This window comes from Nocardia sp. NPDC059180, from assembly GCF_042754945.1.
In the GTDB taxonomy this organism is placed as follows: domain Bacteria; phylum Actinomycetota; class Actinomycetes; order Mycobacteriales; family Mycobacteriaceae; genus Nocardia.
In genome coordinates this window covers 157,555-173,506 of sequence record NZ_JBHZBU010000001.1, presented here as the reverse complement: position 1 = coordinate 173,506, position 15,952 = coordinate 157,555, and the positions used below count along the sequence as shown (strand labels likewise).

The following is a 15,952-nucleotide window of genomic DNA, read 5'->3' as shown; positions in this document are numbered from 1 at the left end:
GGTTCTGGCCTGGTTGTGGACTGCGCTGGGTTCTGGCGTTCGGGTCATCGCCGGGGTTCTCGTAGGGCGAATTCACTGACAAGATCTCCAAAGCTCGTTTCGGTCTGGGTGGCTCGGAGCCGCCGTGGTCGCCATGGACTCGGCTCGGCCCCATAAGTCACCCGACGGGCAGATGACCAGGTACTTCATTCGGCAGCGGTGCGCCGGTTGGCTCGCGTTCCGGTGCGCCGTCGCGGCGGTGCCGGTGTGCTGCCGAGCACATAGGACTGCACCAGATGGTTCCAGCTGCAGGTCCGGCACACCTCGACCACATGAACCGAGAACTCCTCGCGAGTCTCGGCGAGCCGGACCAGTTCCTCCGGTGTGCGAGCCGAGCCCGCTACCGGGCCGAGGCCGTCGCCGTAGACCCAGGATACGAGCGTGAGCTGTTCTTTCCGGCAGATAGGGCATGTGACCTCGCTCCCCCGACCGTGGAATTTCGCCGCACGCAGCAGATATGGATTCGCATCACATACCTCGGCGACATCGACACGGCCCGCATAGACGTCAGCCAGCAGCGACCGGCGCCGGAGCGCGTAGTCGACCACTTGCCGCTGAATTCGCACGCTCCCCAGAGTAGCTGTGTCCAATTCGTTGCGCTGGCGCGCGGCGTGTTCACCGGCCACTGCCGCTTCGGTCTGCGATGGCGTATCTGTGACACCGGATCCGCACTGGTCTCCGGGCCGAGACGACCCGGGCTCGCCGTTCTTCGGAGCGAAACAGGCGCCCTTGACATTACGATTCCAGCATGTCGACGCCGGCCCGAAGCAGTCGCACCCGCGCGCGGGACACCGATCGCGTGGTGGCGTCTACCCGGCTGGATGCCGCCTACGCCGACGGTCAGCTCGGGGCGGGCGAATATCACGATCGGACCGCCACGGCGGCGGGTGCGCGGACCCTCGCCGAGTTGGACGCGTTGTTCACCGATCTGCAGGTGCCGACGACCGAGTCGAGTTCGCCGGTACCTCCGACGTTCGTCGAGCGTGTTCGCCGGTGGTATCCGGCCGCGCTCACCGTGGTCGCGCTGGTCGCCGCGTTCGGGTCCTTCGTCGTCACGGCGCGGGAGGATCCGGCGTCCGCGCCGGCATCGTCACAGCCGGTTGTCTCCGATGATCCCGTCGATGAGCCCGATAGCGGACTCGATGCCGCCGCGCCGGTAGTGATCGCGACGCCGAATATGTTCACCGTCGAGGGGATCACCCTGTTCGTCGACCGGTTCCGGGCGAAGTTCGGGTCGACCGAGGTCGACCACGCCACCTTCTACCCCGAATATGTGGACATCCGGCGTGCGGTCGACGGGCAGCCGAATCGGGTGACCTACTACGACTACCGCGGCGGATTCTCGCAGTCCATCAGCGTCCATACCCGCACACCGACGTTGCCGACGGTCGATCTGGCGGCCATCGATCCCGCGGCGCTGGCCGCCGCGATCGCGAACGCCGCGGGCACCGCTCGGGTCGAGGGCGGAACGGTCTCGATGGTGACGTTGGATGTCGAGACGAGCGGAGATCGGGCGGGCCGCGCGGACCTCGGCATCGATGTGTCGAACGAGTTCGGCGAATCGGGCAGCGTCACGATCGAACTGTCCGGTGCGGTCATCGAGGTACGGGCGTTCGAAGGGTAGGGCAGGTGGCGACGGAGGAGTTGCGGGCGCGCGACAGCGACCGGGTCGAGGCGTGCGGAGTGTTCGATGCGGCACTCGCCGACGGCCAGTTGACCGGCCCCGAGCACACTGCACGCACCTCCGCGGCGACGCGCGCGGTATCGATCGCCGAGCTGGACGAGCTGGTCGCCGATCTGCAGCCGCAGGCAGATCAGGGCGGTTCGCCGGACCGTCGGGCCGGCTCGTGGAACTGGCGGATCCCGGCCGCGGTCGTCGCGGCGGCTGTCGCCATCGGCGCAGGCGCCGGTGCGCTCAGCAGGCTCGACGCCGACCTGCCGGCCCTTCCCGCGTCACAGGAGCGATCCGCTGGACCGAATCTGACCGCCATGGCCGGAATCACGCATTTCATCGAGGCCTATCGTGCGGAGTTCGGCGACACCATCGCCGACCACGTCACCTTCTTCGACGATCACGTCTCCTTCGAGCGTTTCGATCCGGCCACGCGCCAGCTCATCTCCTACACCTATCGAGAGGGCGAATTCGATTCCTGGCAGTCGCGCGGCGACCGGAAACCGGACAAGCCGACCTTCGATATGGCCGAGATCGATATCCCGCTGATCGCCGGACTGCTGGCGGGCGCGAAGCAGACCGTGCACGCGGAGGGCGGCACGATGGAGCACATCGATCTGGAGCTCAGGCGCGACGGACCCGGCCCGGCCCGCCCCGTGGTCGGGTTCGTCCTGAGCCATCCGACCAAGTCCGGATACGGGCGGCTCACGGTCGGGTTCGACGGTGAGGTGATCGAGGTCGGCAAAGCCGAGTGATGCCGGCCTGGTCCGGCGGTCGAGGTCGCGCCCTCGGCGTCGTCGAGCGAGACCGAATCCGCACGTCCGGGGCGATATCAGAAAAGCGAAATGCTCATCTGTCCCATTAGACTGCGCCTGTGTCGACGCCAGTTCCCGGTCGAATGCGTGCGCGCGATCTCGACCGTTCCCACACCGCGAGCGTGCTGGATGCCGCCTACGCGGAGGGGCAGCTGGGTGCGGACGAGTACCACGACCGGGTCGCACAGGTCAGGGCGGCGACAACGGTGGGTGAGCTGTCCGGGCTCGTCGACGATCTGCAGGCGCCGTCAGCCACCGGTACACCGACGCCGGTCGATCTCACCCAGGCCTCGCCCCACGCGGCGACGGGTTATCCATCGGCCACCAGAGCCCGCAACGCCGACCGGGCCGCCGCCACCGAACTGCTCGACCTGGCCCGTAGCGAGGGCCAGCTCTCCGAGGACGAGCACGGCGCCTACTCCGAACTACTCGCTGAGGCGAAGACACTCGGTGACCTGGCCGAGCTGACCGCGGATCTGCAGGGCCCGCGCCGCACCCCGACGCCGCCGAAACAAGCACAGCCGACCCGCCAGGGCTGGTATCTCGCCGCACTCACCGTCGCGGCGCTGGTGGTTGCGTTCGGTGCCTTCGCGCTGGCCAGCGGTGACGATGAACCCGCACCCGCCGAACCACCCGCCGCCGCGCCCGCCGCCGAGCCTGCCGCGCCGCGCGTCGATCTGGACGACGTCGACCCCGTGGTGATCAAGACTCCCGATCTGGTCACCGCCGAGGGCATGGCCCACTTCATCGCCGACTACCGCGTCGAATTCGGTGACACCATCGCCGATGAGATCTCCTTGTATGGCGAGCACGGTGACGTCGAGCGGGCCATCCCCGGACAGCCGAACCGTCTGGTGACCTACGACTACCGAGGCGGTTTCCAGCGGCCGAGCGATCCGACCACACGAAAGGTGGACACCCCGACGGTCGATCTCGGCACCCTCGATATCGCCGCGATCGGGGCGTCGCTGGCGAACGCCGGAACCATCGCGCAGGTGCCGGACGGGACGGTCTCACACCTGTCGGTCGAGATCGGCAGGTTCCCGCCGTATGAGGGCCGCATGGTCGTGTCGGTGTACGTCGGCAACGACTTCAACGAATCCGGGTGGTTCCTCCTCAGCCCCGCCGGCGAGGTGCTCCGCGTCTGGCCGTTCGAGGGGTAGATGCCGGTGATGACGAGAAACGAGCAGCTCAGGGCGCGTGACAGCGACCGCGTCGAGGTATGTGCGCTCATCGACGCGGCACTGCAGGACGGGCAACTCACCGAGGACGAGCACGCCGCGCGTACCCGCTCGGCCATGCGGGCCAAATCTTTCGGCGATCTGCACGCGCTCATCCGCGACTTGCAGATTCCGAACGCGCTGGCCGACTCGGCGGTACTGCATCGCGATCGTCCCAAGCGCCGCTGGTGGATCCCGGTCGCGGTGCTCGCGGTAGCGGCGGTGATCGGTGCGACGGCGGGTGTCCTGCGACCGGACGGGTCGAGCGATCCCGTCATCGCGATCGGTGCGGAGCAAGCCGATCCCGCGCCGTTGCCCGGGCTGGTCACCGGCTCCGGTTTCGCCCTGTTCATCGACAGTTATCGGCGCGAGTTCGGCGACCCCATCGCCGATACGGTCACGATCATGCCCGAGTTCGCGGTGGTCCAGCGGCTGGAGGCGGGACAACCCGCCTTGTATCGGTTCGATGCGGAAGGTTTCGCGGCCAGCGGTTCCTCAACCGTGAGCTGGGCCAACGGCCGCCCCATCGATCTGGGCGCCGTCGACCTGACCGCGGTCGCCGGTGTGCTGCGCGGTGCGCCGGAGTCGGTGCGGCTGCCCGGCGGCGTGGTGGAGCACATCAGTATCGGCTACGAACTCATCGCCCCGGCCGATGCGGGTCCGGTCATCGAAGTCTTCGTCGACCGTGACGGAAAAACCGGACATTTGATGGTCGATCTGGCAGGTAAGCCGCTGGAGATCCACCCAGCCGGCTGACGCGGTAGCAGTCTCACCCTGTTTCAAGCGGCGCTCCCACCTGCGAAAATGCGTTATGCATCACGAAGAACTATGCGTGGTTATATCGCTCCGATATAGTTGGTAGTCGCATCCATCGGTTAGGTCTGCACACAGTCAGGGGGTGAAGCCCGATGCTCGAACTCGCAATCCTCGGGCTGCTCCTCGAATCGCCCATGCACGGTTACGAGCTGCGTAAGCGGCTGACGGGCCTGCTCGGTGCGTTTCGGGCCTTCTCCTACGGGTCGCTCTATCCGACACTGCGACGAATGCAGGCGGACGGGCTGATCGCGGAGGAGATCCCGGCCGGAGCGACCACGCGTCGCGCCCGGCGGGTCTACCAGCTGACTCCGGCCGGACGGGAGCGCTTCAAGGAGCTCCTGGCCGACACCGGGCCACAGAACTACACCGACGACGGCTTCGGCGTTCACCTCGCCTTCTTCGGCCGCACCCCCGCGGAAGCGCGGATGCGGATCCTCGAAGGCAGGCGGCGTCAGGTCGAGGAGCGCCGAGAGGGGCTTAGGGAAGCGATCAAGAAGGCGAGTGGCTCGCTGGATCGCTACACCCGTCAGCTCCATCAACTCGGACTCGAATCAAGCGAGCGCGAAGTGCGCTGGCTCAACGAGTTGATTGCGGCGGAGCAATCGACGAAGGCGGCACCACAGAAAGAGGGAAATACCGGCCATGAGTGATGTCAAAGCTGCTGAGAGCGCCACAGAGGTTCGCGTCGCCATCGTAGGTGTGGGCAACTGCGCATCCTCGCTGGTCCAGGGCGTTCAGTACTACAAGGACGCGGACGAGACCGCGACTGTTCCCGGTCTGATGCACGTCAAGTTCGGCCAGTACCACGTGCGCGACGTGAAGTTCGTCGCCGCGTTCGACGTCGACGCCAAGAAGGTCGGCTTCGACCTGTCCGAGGCGATCTTCGCCAGCGAGAACAACACCATCAAGATCTCCGACGTGCCGCCCAGCGACGTCGTGGTGCAGCGCGGCCCGACCCTCGACGGCATCGGCAAGTACTACGCCGAGACCATCGAGGTCTCCGAGGCCGAGCCGGTCGACGTGGTCAAGACGCTGAAAGACGCGAAGGTCGACGTTCTCGTCTCCTACCTGCCCGTCGGTTCCGAAGAAGCCGACAAGTTCTACGCCCAGTGCGCCATCGACGCGGGCGTTGCCTTCGTCAACGCGCTGCCGGTGTTCATCGCCTCCGACCCGGAGTGGGCCGAGAAGTTCACCAAGGCCGGCGTCCCGATCGTCGGTGACGACATCAAGAGCCAGGTCGGCGCGACCATCACCCACCGCGTGATGGCCAAGCTGTTCGAGGACCGCGGCGTGCAGCTCGACCGCACCATGCAGCTCAACGTCGGCGGCAACATGGACTTCAAGAACATGCTCGAGCGTGAGCGGCTGGAGTCGAAGAAGATCTCCAAGACCCAGGCCGTCACCAGCAACCTGAAGAAGGAACTGGGCGCCAACGACGTGCACATCGGCCCGTCCGACCACGTCGGCTGGCTCGACGACCGCAAATGGGCCTACGTGCGCCTCGAGGGCCGTGCCTTCGGTGACGTGCCGCTGAACCTGGAGTACAAGCTCGAGGTGTGGGACTCGCCGAACTCGGCGGGCATCATCATCGACGCGGTGCGCGCGGCCAAGATCGCCAAGGACCGCGGCATCGGCGGACCCGTCATCCCGGCTTCGGCCTACCTGATGAAGTCCCCGCCGAAGCAGCTGGCCGACGACGTCGCCCGCACCCAGCTCGAGGCCTTCATCATCGAGGCCTGATCCAGCGGGATCGAAACGAAAGAAGCCGGTCGGAGTATTCCTCCGACCGGCTTCGTCGTTCTCGCGCTCAGTCGAGCGAGACGTAGACCTCGACCGAGGTCGGTCCGGTGTAGCGCTCGATCTCGGCGGCGTGGGAGCGGGTGATGGTGCCCGCGCTCTCGGCCTTGCGCACCTGAGCCCACGCGGTACGCAACAGGTCGTAGGGCTTGTCGGAGACGACGAACCTGGCGAAGCGGCCACCAGGTACGCGCGTGACCACGTCACCGGCGTCCATCTCCGCCATCGACGCCACCTCGTAGCCGAGCACCGCTACCGCGTGATCGTTCTGGCCGATATAGGCCGCGACCCGGGGCACGTTCTTCTCCCTGGCCAGGTAGCGGTCCCAGGTGAAGTTCACCAGGTCGAGGTCGCGCGCGGCGACCTCGCGTCCGGCCAGCGGCACGGTGAGTCCGGCGACCAGGCTTTCGTCCAGGGTGACTATCTCGAAGTCCACAGCGTTGTTCCTACCCGTCCACCGAATCGTCTGCCAGCGCCACGAAGACCTCGACCGTCCGGTTGTCGGGGTAGCGCTCGAAATCGCCTGTGTAGGAACGCTCCAGCCGACCGGCGGCTTCGGCGTCCCAGATCGCGCGCCACACCGTCACCACCGTGTCGCCGAGATCGTCACCGCTGAGGGTGAACCGCGCGAACCTGCCCGCCGGAATACGCGCGAGCACGTCACCGGGTAGCAGGTCGTCGAGGGTGCGGCATTTGTAGCCGACGATATGAGTCAGATACGAGTTGATCTCGGGCGCGTGGTCGACGAACGCGCTGGCCGGCGGCCCGGGCAGCGCCCGCGCCAGATTGCGCTTCCACGCTTCTTCCACCTTGGTGCGCCGCGGCCCCTCCACAGCCAATGCCGGGCTGCGAAGCACGGTTCCCGCCACCAATGACTCTTGGCGGTCAACGACATTGAAATCCACCGGCGTAGCCCCTATTTCTCGTCTGTCGTTCAGTTGGCGGCACGCGCCGGGCCCTCCGCTCGCGCCGCGGTGTTCGTTCGGCGGCGCTCCCCGGCTCTGCGTCGGCACGCGGGCTCCCGCCTGCGGGCCGCTGCTCGCGCCGCTGTCGTGTCGCTCGTTCGTTCATCCTCCCGCATCATGCCAGCGGCGTCGGCGTCGGGCCGGTGCCGCCGCCGCACTGTCACGCTCTCACCCTGGCAAACGATGCTGCCATGCCGAGCGTTCCCCTGGTGTCATCCCGGTACCGGAATCACGATTCCGGGCAGGATCTCGACCTGCCGCGGCGGAGGCGGCGGCGGTGGCGGTGCGGGCGGCGGCGGGAAGATGACGATCGGTTCCTGCGGCTGAGGTGCCGGAGACTGCGGTGCCGGCGGAATGAAGATCTCCGGCCCGCGCGGCTGCTCACCGGGCGGCGGGTTGAGGATGTCGTAGGGCCCACCGGACTGCTGCGGCGGCCCGGCCGGGATGATCGGCAGCCCGGAACCGCCTTCGGGCACCGGGAAATTCTCGACCGGCGTGTCCTCGAGGGCGCCGTCCATCGTCTGCTTCCAGATATCGGAGGGCAGCCCCGAGCCGTAGATGCGCCCGCCGCCTGCGGTGCGGATGGCCTGCGAATGCTCGGTCCCCACCCATACCGCTGTCGACAGCGACGGGGTGAAGCCGACCATCCAGGCGTCCTTGTTCTCACCGGTGTCGCCTAGCTGGGTGGTGCCGGTTTTGGCGGCCGAGGGCCTGCCGGACAGCGAGTGCCCGTTGGAGTAGGCCGCGATGGGCAGCATGGCCTGGGTGGTGCGATCGGCGATGGAATTCGGGAAGCGCTGTTCGCCGGGCGGCAGCTGCTTGCCCACCTGGTGTTCCGGTGCCCCGCGGTCGAGCAGGACGCGGCCGGTGCCTGTCACCACCCGCTGCACGAAGTAGGGCTGGTGATACATCCCGGACGCCGCGATCGTCGCGTACGCCGAGGCCATATCAATCGGGCGCACCTGGTACACGCCGAGGACGATCGAGGGCGCGGGCGGTCCGCCGTTCTCACTCAGCGACGGGCCTGCCACGCCGGGAATCTGCTCGGGGATACCGGCCTGGTGCGCGGCGTCGGCGATGGCCTGCGGTCCGTTGAACATCGACTGGGTGAGCCGGTAGAAGCTGGTGTTGAGCGAGCGCTTGAACGCCTCGGCCAGCGAGCAGGTGCCGCAGGATTCGTTCTCCACATTGCGCACCAGCACGTCGTTGACCTGCACCGGCGAGCTGTCGAACTGCTTGACCATCGAGATGCCCTGGCGCTGGGCGGCCAGCACCGCGAAGGTCTTGAACGCCGAACCGGTCTGCACCGGGGCCTGCGCGAAATCGAACCCGACACCGTCGGCGCCGCCGTAATAGGCGCGTACCGCGCCCGAGCGCGGATCGATCGACACCACCGCGGTGCGTAGATCGGGCGGCTGCCCCTCCATGGCGTCCTGGGCCGCCGCGACCGCCGACTGCTGTGCCTTCGGATCGATGGTCGTGGTGATCTGCAACGCGCCGGTGTTCAGCTCGTGTTCGGAGATGCCCGCGGCCAGTAGTTCGCGTAGCACCTGGGTGCGGATCAGGCCTTCGGGACCGCGGGCGGCGCCGTCGTCGGCCACCTCGGCGATCGGGATGATCTGCGGGAAGGTCGCCGTCTCGCGGTCGGCGCGGCTCAGCACACCCATCTCGACCATGCCGTCGAGCACATACTTCCAGCGGGCTTTCAGATCCTCGAGGTGGGTTTCCGGATCAAGGATCGAGGGGGAGCGGACCAGCGAGGCGAGCACCGCGCCCTCGGCCAGGGTCAGCTCGGGCACCGGTTTGTTGAAGTAGGCCTTCGCCGCAGCCGCGATCCCGTACGCGCCGCGGCCGTAGTAGATGGTGTTGAGATAGGCGGCGAGGATGTCGTCCTTGCTCCATTCGCGCGCCATCTTCGCGGCGATCACCAGCTCACGCATCTTCCGGGTCACCGTGCGCTCGGAACCGAGGAAGGCATTCTTCACGTACTGCTGGGTGATGGTCGAGCCGCCGCCGGCGTTCTCCTTGCCCAGTAGGTTGTCTCGTGCCGCCCGCAGGAAGCCTGGGATCGAGTATCCGGGGTTGGTGTAGAAATTGCGGTCCTCGGCCGAGATCACGGCATTGCGCACGGGCACCGGCACATCCGAGAGCGGGACAGGCGTGCGGTTGCCTTCTGGCGGGACGACCTTCGCGACCACCGTGGTGCCGTCGGCGGCGACGATGGTGGCGATCTGGTTGGTGCGCATCGCCGACGGCGACGGGATCTCGGCACTCCAATAGAACAGCGCCATCAGCAGCGCGGGCACCGCGATGAAGATGACGAACAGGGCAAGAATCAGCCGACGGATGCGCCTGCCGCGGCCGCTACGAGGTCGTCGGCCGGATCCCGGCGCGTCGTCGTCGCCGGATTTTCTGCCGGTGCGGCCACCGTCGTCCGACTTGTCCCCGCGCGGGTTGAATCCGCTGATCGAGGCATACTCCGGCTCCGGGGATCGCCCGCGGGTAGTGCGCGGTCGCCGGTCACGAAACGAGCTCACGATCATCTCCTCCCGGAGCGTCGGCAAAACTCGGTTACCCCACCGTCTGACTACAGCGTCGCCGAACCACACCCGCCTGGGTACCGGAAACGGGCACAGACTTACCCGCCAAGCATAGCTGGAGGGTAACTAGGCGTACCTCCGCATTCGCTGCGGCCATGCGCGGTCCGATGACGGACTGCGTCCGGCAGTGACTTTATGCGGGGGTTTGCCGCGCCTGGGCAATCGGTTGTGCCGTCCCGGGCTCAGCTCTTGACGCCACCTGCGGTCAGACCGGAGATGATTCGACGCTGGAACAGCAGCACCATGATCACCAGCGGAATCGTCACCACCACGCCGGCTGCCATGGTGGAGCCGTAGGGCGGGACGTGCGGATTGTTTCCGCCGAAGTCCGCGATCGCCACCGTTACCGGCTGCGTCGAGTCGTTCGAGAGCAGGCGCGCGAGAAGATATTCATTGACCGCCGCAATGAAGGCGAGGATCGCTGTGGTGAAAATCGCGGGCGCCGCCAGCGGGAGCATGATCAGCCGGAACGCTTGGGCCTTGGTCGCACCGTCGATGCGGGCCGCTTCTTCCAGTTCCCAGGGCAGTTCGGCGAAGAACGCCGCCAGGATGTAGACCGTCAGCGGCAGCACGAACGAGATGTTCGGGATGATCATCGCCTGGTACTTGCCGATCCAGCCCAGATCGGTGAACAGCTGGAACAACGGTGTCACGAGGACGACCACCGGGAACATCGATGCGCCCAGAATCAGCCCGGACGCCAGATACTTCCCGCGGAAAGCCATCCGTGCCAGCGCGTACGCAGCCAGCATGCCGAGCACCAGCGCGATGGCAGTTGTGATCGCGCCGATGATGATGCTGTTGATCACTGCTTGCCCGAAGTGGGTGCCGCGACTGGTATCAAAGACGTCGCGGAAGTTCTCCAATGTCAGATGCGTCGGCCACGGCGTGTTGTCGAAGGTGTAGCGCGGATCGCGAAACGCGGTGACCGCCATCCAATAGAACGGGCCGAGCCCCCATACCAGGACGATCAGCGCGCCAAGATACAGCCGCGCTGAGCCGAGCCTGCGGGTCCACGAAGTTCCCCCGGCAGCGGTGGTCGGCTCCTGCGTAGTCATTGCCTCTGTGGTCGTGGGGGCGGCCATCATGCCTTCCGCTGTTCTTCCTGGGTTCGGACCGCGTTCGCGCCCAGAACCTTCACCAGCACGAACGCCACCGCGAAGATCATCAAGAAGGTGATCGTCGATAGTGCGGCCGCACTATTGGCATCCTGCCGGACCTGCTCGACCACCAGTATCGAGATCGTGCGGGTGGCCTCGTTGTCGCCCATCATGATCGCGGGCAGGTCGTACATACGCAGCGCGTCCATGGTGCGGAACAGCACCGCGACCAGTAGGGCGGGCTTGAGCAGCGGCAGCGTGATGTGCACGAACCGCTGCCAGGCCGAGGCGCCGTCGACCCGTGCGGCTTCGTAGACATCATTCGGGATGATCTGCAGACCGGCCAACAGCAGCAACGCCATGAACGGCGTCGTCTTCCACACATCGGCCGCGATCACCGCGAACCGGGCCGGCCATGCATCGGAAGTCCACAGGATGCCGGTGCCGAGGACCCGGTTGACCACGCCGTCGTACTGGAACATGAACTCCCATAGCCGCGCCGTCACCGCGGTCGGGATCGCCCACGGGATGAGCACGGCGGCGCGCAGCAGCGCCCGGCCACGGAAGGTCTTGCCCATCACCATGGCCATCGCGAGGCCGAGGACCACCTCGAGCGACACCGTGGCCACGGTCAGGAACAGCGTGACGCCGATCGCCAGCCAGAACTGCGAACCGAGATTGCCGGTCGGGCAGTCGACGGTGCCCGCCGCGGTCTCACACTGCTGGAAGATCCAGTGGGTGTAGTTGGAGAACCCGGCGCTGCCGCCCTCGGTGAACATGCCGGTTTCGGGGTCGATACCGCCGGATTCCTGCTGGAACGACATCCACAGCGCCCGGAAGACCGGGTATCCGATGACCACCCCGAGCGCGATCAGGACCGGCAGGATGAACATCCAGGCCTTGCCGGAGCGGCGCAGTTCGTCCGCGATCACCGCGCCCCAGCCGCGCTTCTTACGCGAGGGTTTACTCGTTTCGGCCGTGCGCCGCTTCCGCACGGCCGTATCCGTTCCCGAAGGATCCGACACCGTCTATCTCTCCTAATTCGGTTGGTCGGGTCCGTCTGAACTTCCCGCTAACCTGCCGCCTCGATGCCCTTCTGCATGCCGATGATCGCATCGTCCACGGACTTCTGGCCCTGCAGGGCGGCGAACGCGTTCTCCCGGATGGCCTTCGACACGGCCGGGTAGAACGGGGTCACCGGGCGCGGGACGGCGTTGGAGATCGAATCCTTGAGCGCGGGCAGGTACGGCATCTTGGCGATCAGGGCCGGATCGTCGTACATCGACTCGCGCACCGAGGGCAGCGCACCGGAGGCGACGATGTGCTGGGCGTCCTCGCTGATCAGGAAGCGGAGGAAGTCGAGCGCGGTGGCCTTGTTCTTGGAGAAGGCGCTGATCGCGGCGTTGTAGCCGCCGAGGGTCGAGGCGCCGATACCGGTCTCACCGGGCAGCGGGGCGACCGCGAACCGGTCCTTCACTGCCGACGACTCCGAGCCGGCGTCACCGAAGGTGGACGGCCAGGAACGCAGGAACATCAGCTTGCCCTGGGTGAAGGCGGCACCGCTTTCGGTCTCGGTGAAGGTGAGCGCCTCCGGCGGGATGTCGCCGCGGTCGTACGCCTCGACCAGCTTGCCGAGACCGGCGCGCGCCTGCGGGCTGTCCACGGTCGGGGTCTTGCCGTCGGCGCCGACGAAGGTGCCGCCGTAGGCGTTGATGACCTCGGCGGTGTTCACCGTCAGGCCCTCGTAGTTCTTGAGCTGACCGGCGTAGCAGCCGATGTTGTTGTCCCGCGCGATATTGCACATGCCGAGCATCTCGTCCCAGGTCTTGGGCGGGTTCGGCACCAGGTCCTTGCGGTAGAACAGCAGGCCGCCGTTGGTGTTGCGCGGGGCGGCGTAGAGGGTGTTGTTGTAGGTGGCGCTGGCGACGGTCGGCGGCAGCAGCGCCGAGGTGTCGATGGCGAAGGAATCCTTCAGCGGCTGGATCCAGCCCTTGGCCGCGAACTCGGCCGTCCATGGCACGTCCATCGCGAAGACGTCGTAGTCGGCGGACTTGGAGCGCATGTGCTCGACCAGGTCGTCGTACTGCTGGGAGGCGTCGTTGGATTGTTCCTTGTAGGTGACCTGCTCGTCCGGGTGGGCCGCGTTCCACCGGTCGATGAGCTGTTTGACGACGCCCGTCTCGGTGGTGTCTTTGCCCTCGACATAGGTGATCGGCCCGCGTCCGGTGAGGTTCTCACTGGTCGGGTTGCCGCCGTTGTCGCTGGTGCACGCGCTGGCGAAGGTCGCGGTCAGCAGCGCCGCCGAAGCCACGGCGAGCGCGGCGCGGGGCACGAGTGCGGCACGTAGGGACACCTTCTTCAAAGCCATCGCGGATACTCCAAGGTCGAGACGTGAGCGGCAGCACACCCGGCGGTGCACAAGGCAACATACCTGTTGATCACCCGACGCGCCCGACCGTGTCGGTCTGTGTGCTTAGGCTGGACCGCGATGACTGCCGCGAATCCCGCCCCCGATCGGATGCTCACCCGCATCGGCGGGCTGCTGCGCAAGGCCGAGTCGACCGATAACGAACACGAGGCCGAGGCCTTCCTTACGGCGGCGCAGCGCCTTGCCACCCGGTCCTCGATCGACCTGGCCGTGGCACGCGCGCACGTGGCGGGACGCGAACGCAGGCCGACGCCGATTCAGCGGATCATCCCGATCGGTGAGCCGGGACGTAAAGGGCTGCGAACCTACGTCCAGTTGTTCGTAGCGATCGCCGCCGCCAACGATGTGCGCTGCGATGTGGCCAGAACCTCGACCCAGGTCTACGCCTACGGCTTCGACTCCGATATCGATACCTGCGAGGCGCTGTACACGAGCCTGTTGGTGCAGATGGTGCGAGCGTCGGATCAATACATCAAATCTGGTGCGTATCGGTCGGAGACAATGGAGAAGATCGTCGTCGAGGTGCGCGGTGGTCGCAGAGTGCGCCGCCGGGTGAAAGCTCCGGTAGCCGCGGTGACGGCGCGACTGAACTTCCAGATGGCGTTCGCGGCGCGGATCGGCAAGCGGCTGTCCGAGGTGAAGTCGGAAGTCGAGACCGAGGCGCGGGCCGAACCGAGCGCTGTCGACACCGGGACAGCGCTCGCCCTGCGCAACAAAGAGGTCGAACTCGTCGACTTCTATACCCGCACGTCTGAAGCCCGCGGCACCTGGCGCGGACCGCAAACGTCCACGGGCTACGCCCCCGCCGCGCGCAGCGCAGGCGACCGAGCCGGCCGCACCGCACGCCTCGGCACCTCACCGGAACTCGCCGCCCCCCGCGCCCGCCTCACTTCGCGCCGAGCGACCTGACCATGGCCTGCGTGTCGGCGCGATGACGGTGCGCGACAGCCAGCGGGCCAAGGTCTATGACGCGGAGCAATTGGTGCGGGGTGCGTTCGATCGGGCCGACGAGTTCGGTCACCGCACTGTGGAGGTGTACGGCTCGCAGATCACTTTGCCGGTGGAGCGGCGCTTCGCCTCGGTGGAGTCGGTGCAGAGCTACTGCGATCGGGTGCTGGCCTTGAACTGGGTTGTGGCGCAGTGGGTTCGGGCGAGTTCGCCGCTTCGGGTCCGGGAGCGCGCCGGAACAACGGCTGCGCATTACGAGGCGGATGGCGGGGTCCTCGCCGTTCCGCTGCACACGGGCGGGACAGCCTGGGCGCTCAGGGAATTGGTTGTGCTGCACGAGCTGACGCATCATCTCGAACCGCGTCCGCGTGAGCACGCCCCGCATGGCCCGGAATTCTGTAGCCGTTATGTCGAATTGGTCGACGGTGTGATCGGTCCCGAAGCCGCGTTGCTGCTTCGCGGCACGATGACCGGCTGTGGTGTCGGCTTCGGCTGAACGCCCGACGCGTCCCCTAGGGGCGGCCCAGCATTGCATGGACGCGGTCGAAGCGTTCGCGCCACCACGCCGTCCGGTCCGGATCGGGATGCCGATAGCGTTCCAGCAGGTCCGGATCGGGCACCGGCGGGGTCGGCGGAACCGGCAGGAACCCGCCTACCGGTAGCAATGGTTCGGCCACCACATCGCCCTCGAACAGCGCCACGGTCCCCAGCCCGCAGGCGAAATCCAGTTCGGGAAGGGTCGCCGCGAGGGCGAGTTGGGCGGAGAGGCCGACGCTGGTTTCCAGTGCCGAAGACACCACGCACGGCAGCCCGGCGGCCGCGGCGACCTCCAGGGCGCGACGCACTCCGCCCAGCGGCGTGCATTTCAGGACGGCGATATCGGCCGCACCTGCCACGGCTACCTTCAGCGGGTCCTCGGCGCGGCGAATGGATTCATCGGCGGCGATCCGCACCTGGACGCGACGGCGCACGGCCGCGAGCTCGTCGATGGTGCGGCAGGGCTGTTCGACGTACTCCAGACCACCGGCGGCGCGGTCGATTTCGGTGATGTGCTGCACGGCGGTATCGACATCCCACAGCGCGTTGGCATCCACCCGCACCGCACCGCCGGGGCCGAGGGCATCCCGTACCGCCGCTACCCGCGCCATATCCTCGGCCAGCGAACCGGGATGATCGGCCACCTTCACCTTGGCCGTGCGGCACCCCGATCCCGCGACGATGGCATGCGCGCGTTCCGGCCCGACAGCGGGCACCGTGCAGTTCACGGGTATCAGCTCCCGCACCGGCGCGGGCCAGCCCACCGTCACCTGCTCGACGGCGGTGGCCAGCCAGTGCGCGGCCTCCCGGTCGTCGTACTCGGGGAACGGGCAGAACTCGCCCCAGCCGAGCGGGCCGCGCACCAGCATCCCTTCCCGCACGGTGATGCCACGGAACCGGGTGCGCATGGGCACCGCGTATACGCCGACGGCTTCGACATCGCTCATCGTCAGCAGGGTAGCCGCGCATCCCGACGTGGATTTTCCGCAGGCGAACTGAGTAATTCTGCGGAGTC

At 67.1% G+C, this 15,952-nt stretch carries 16 protein-coding genes; 8 read left to right on the top strand and 8 right to left on the bottom strand.

Translation table 11 applies throughout. From position 1 onward, the window contains the following. Positions 1–185 precede the first annotated feature (185 nt). The gene (locus tag ACFXNW_RS00835) at positions 186–605 is read right to left on the bottom strand and encodes a DUF5318 domain-containing protein (protein ID WP_379414900.1); all 420 of its coding nucleotides are present in this window, start codon (positions 603–605) and stop codon (positions 186–188) included. 182 nt (positions 606–787) lie between these two features. On the opposite strand from ACFXNW_RS00835, the gene ACFXNW_RS00830 reads away from it, so the two are divergent. The 6 genes from ACFXNW_RS00830 to ACFXNW_RS00805 all read left to right on the top strand — a co-directional run bounded on the left by ACFXNW_RS00830 (position 788) and on the right by ACFXNW_RS00805 (position 6,302). Then, on the top strand, positions 788–1,663 hold the full coding sequence (locus tag ACFXNW_RS00830) for a DUF1707 domain-containing protein (RefSeq protein ID WP_379414899.1): 876 nt from the start codon (positions 788–790) through the stop codon (positions 1,661–1,663). A 5-nt stretch (positions 1,664–1,668) separates the two neighbouring features. Then, positions 1,669–2,466, top strand: coding sequence for a DUF1707 domain-containing protein (locus tag ACFXNW_RS00825; RefSeq protein WP_379414898.1), 798 nt, complete (start codon positions 1,669–1,671; stop codon positions 2,464–2,466). Between the two features lie 119 nt (positions 2,467–2,585). After that, positions 2,586–3,689, top strand: a complete 1,104-nt coding sequence (locus tag ACFXNW_RS00820; protein ID WP_379414896.1) for a DUF1707 domain-containing protein — start codon at positions 2,586–2,588, stop codon at positions 3,687–3,689. Between the two features lie 9 nt (positions 3,690–3,698). Further along, complete coding sequence (locus ACFXNW_RS00815) at positions 3,699–4,502, top strand: DUF1707 domain-containing protein (protein WP_379414894.1); 804 nt, start codon at positions 3,699–3,701, stop codon at positions 4,500–4,502. 152 nt (positions 4,503–4,654) lie between these two features. After that, positions 4,655–5,212 carry a PadR family transcriptional regulator gene (locus ACFXNW_RS00810; protein ID WP_379414892.1) on the top strand — a complete coding sequence of 186 codons (558 nt, stop codon included), beginning with the start codon at positions 4,655–4,657 and terminating at the stop codon, positions 5,210–5,212. Beyond that, positions 5,205–6,302, top strand: a complete 1,098-nt coding sequence (locus ACFXNW_RS00805) for an inositol-3-phosphate synthase (protein ID WP_379414890.1) — start codon at positions 5,205–5,207, stop codon at positions 6,300–6,302. The genes ACFXNW_RS00810 and ACFXNW_RS00805 overlap by 8 nt, the downstream gene beginning before the upstream one ends. A gap of 67 nt (positions 6,303–6,369) precedes the next feature. On the opposite strand, the gene ACFXNW_RS00800 is transcribed toward ACFXNW_RS00805, so the two are convergent. From ACFXNW_RS00800 to ACFXNW_RS00775, 6 genes are all read right to left on the bottom strand, one after another. Continuing rightward, positions 6,370–6,795: a GyrI-like domain-containing protein gene (locus tag ACFXNW_RS00800; RefSeq protein ID WP_379414888.1), complete on the bottom strand. Its 426-nt coding sequence runs from the start codon at positions 6,793–6,795 to the stop codon at positions 6,370–6,372. Positions 6,796–6,805: 10 nt separating this feature from the next. After that, positions 6,806–7,264: a GyrI-like domain-containing protein gene (locus tag ACFXNW_RS00795; protein ID WP_379414887.1), complete on the bottom strand. Its 459-nt coding sequence runs from the start codon at positions 7,262–7,264 to the stop codon at positions 6,806–6,808. Between the two features lie 272 nt (positions 7,265–7,536). Further along, positions 7,537–9,867: a transglycosylase domain-containing protein gene (locus ACFXNW_RS00790; RefSeq protein ID WP_379414885.1), complete on the bottom strand. Its 2,331-nt coding sequence runs from the start codon at positions 9,865–9,867 to the stop codon at positions 7,537–7,539. A 239-nt stretch (positions 9,868–10,106) separates the two neighbouring features. Beyond that, complete coding sequence (locus tag ACFXNW_RS00785) at positions 10,107–10,982, bottom strand: carbohydrate ABC transporter permease (protein ID WP_379414883.1); 876 nt, start codon at positions 10,980–10,982, stop codon at positions 10,107–10,109. A gap of 26 nt (positions 10,983–11,008) precedes the next feature. Next, complete coding sequence (locus tag ACFXNW_RS00780) at positions 11,009–12,049, bottom strand: carbohydrate ABC transporter permease (RefSeq protein ID WP_379414881.1); 1,041 nt, start codon at positions 12,047–12,049, stop codon at positions 11,009–11,011. A 47-nt stretch (positions 12,050–12,096) separates the two neighbouring features. Next, on the bottom strand, positions 12,097–13,392 hold the full coding sequence (locus tag ACFXNW_RS00775; protein WP_379414880.1) for an ABC transporter substrate-binding protein: 1,296 nt from the start codon (positions 13,390–13,392) through the stop codon (positions 12,097–12,099). Positions 13,393–13,512: 120 nt separating this feature from the next. On the opposite strand from ACFXNW_RS00775, the gene ACFXNW_RS00770 reads away from it, so the two are divergent. Next, positions 13,513–14,361: a DUF2786 domain-containing protein gene (locus ACFXNW_RS00770; protein WP_379414878.1), complete on the top strand. Its 849-nt coding sequence runs from the start codon at positions 13,513–13,515 to the stop codon at positions 14,359–14,361. Between the two features lie 22 nt (positions 14,362–14,383). Next, the gene (locus ACFXNW_RS00765) at positions 14,384–14,896 is read left to right on the top strand and encodes a TIGR04338 family metallohydrolase (RefSeq protein WP_379414876.1); all 513 of its coding nucleotides are present in this window, start codon (positions 14,384–14,386) and stop codon (positions 14,894–14,896) included. Between the two features lie 16 nt (positions 14,897–14,912). Here ACFXNW_RS00765 and ACFXNW_RS00760 read toward each other — a convergent pair whose 3' ends face one another. Beyond that, positions 14,913–15,884: an o-succinylbenzoate synthase gene (locus ACFXNW_RS00760; protein WP_379414874.1), complete on the bottom strand. Its 972-nt coding sequence runs from the start codon at positions 15,882–15,884 to the stop codon at positions 14,913–14,915. Between the last annotated feature and the right edge of the window lie 68 nt (positions 15,885–15,952).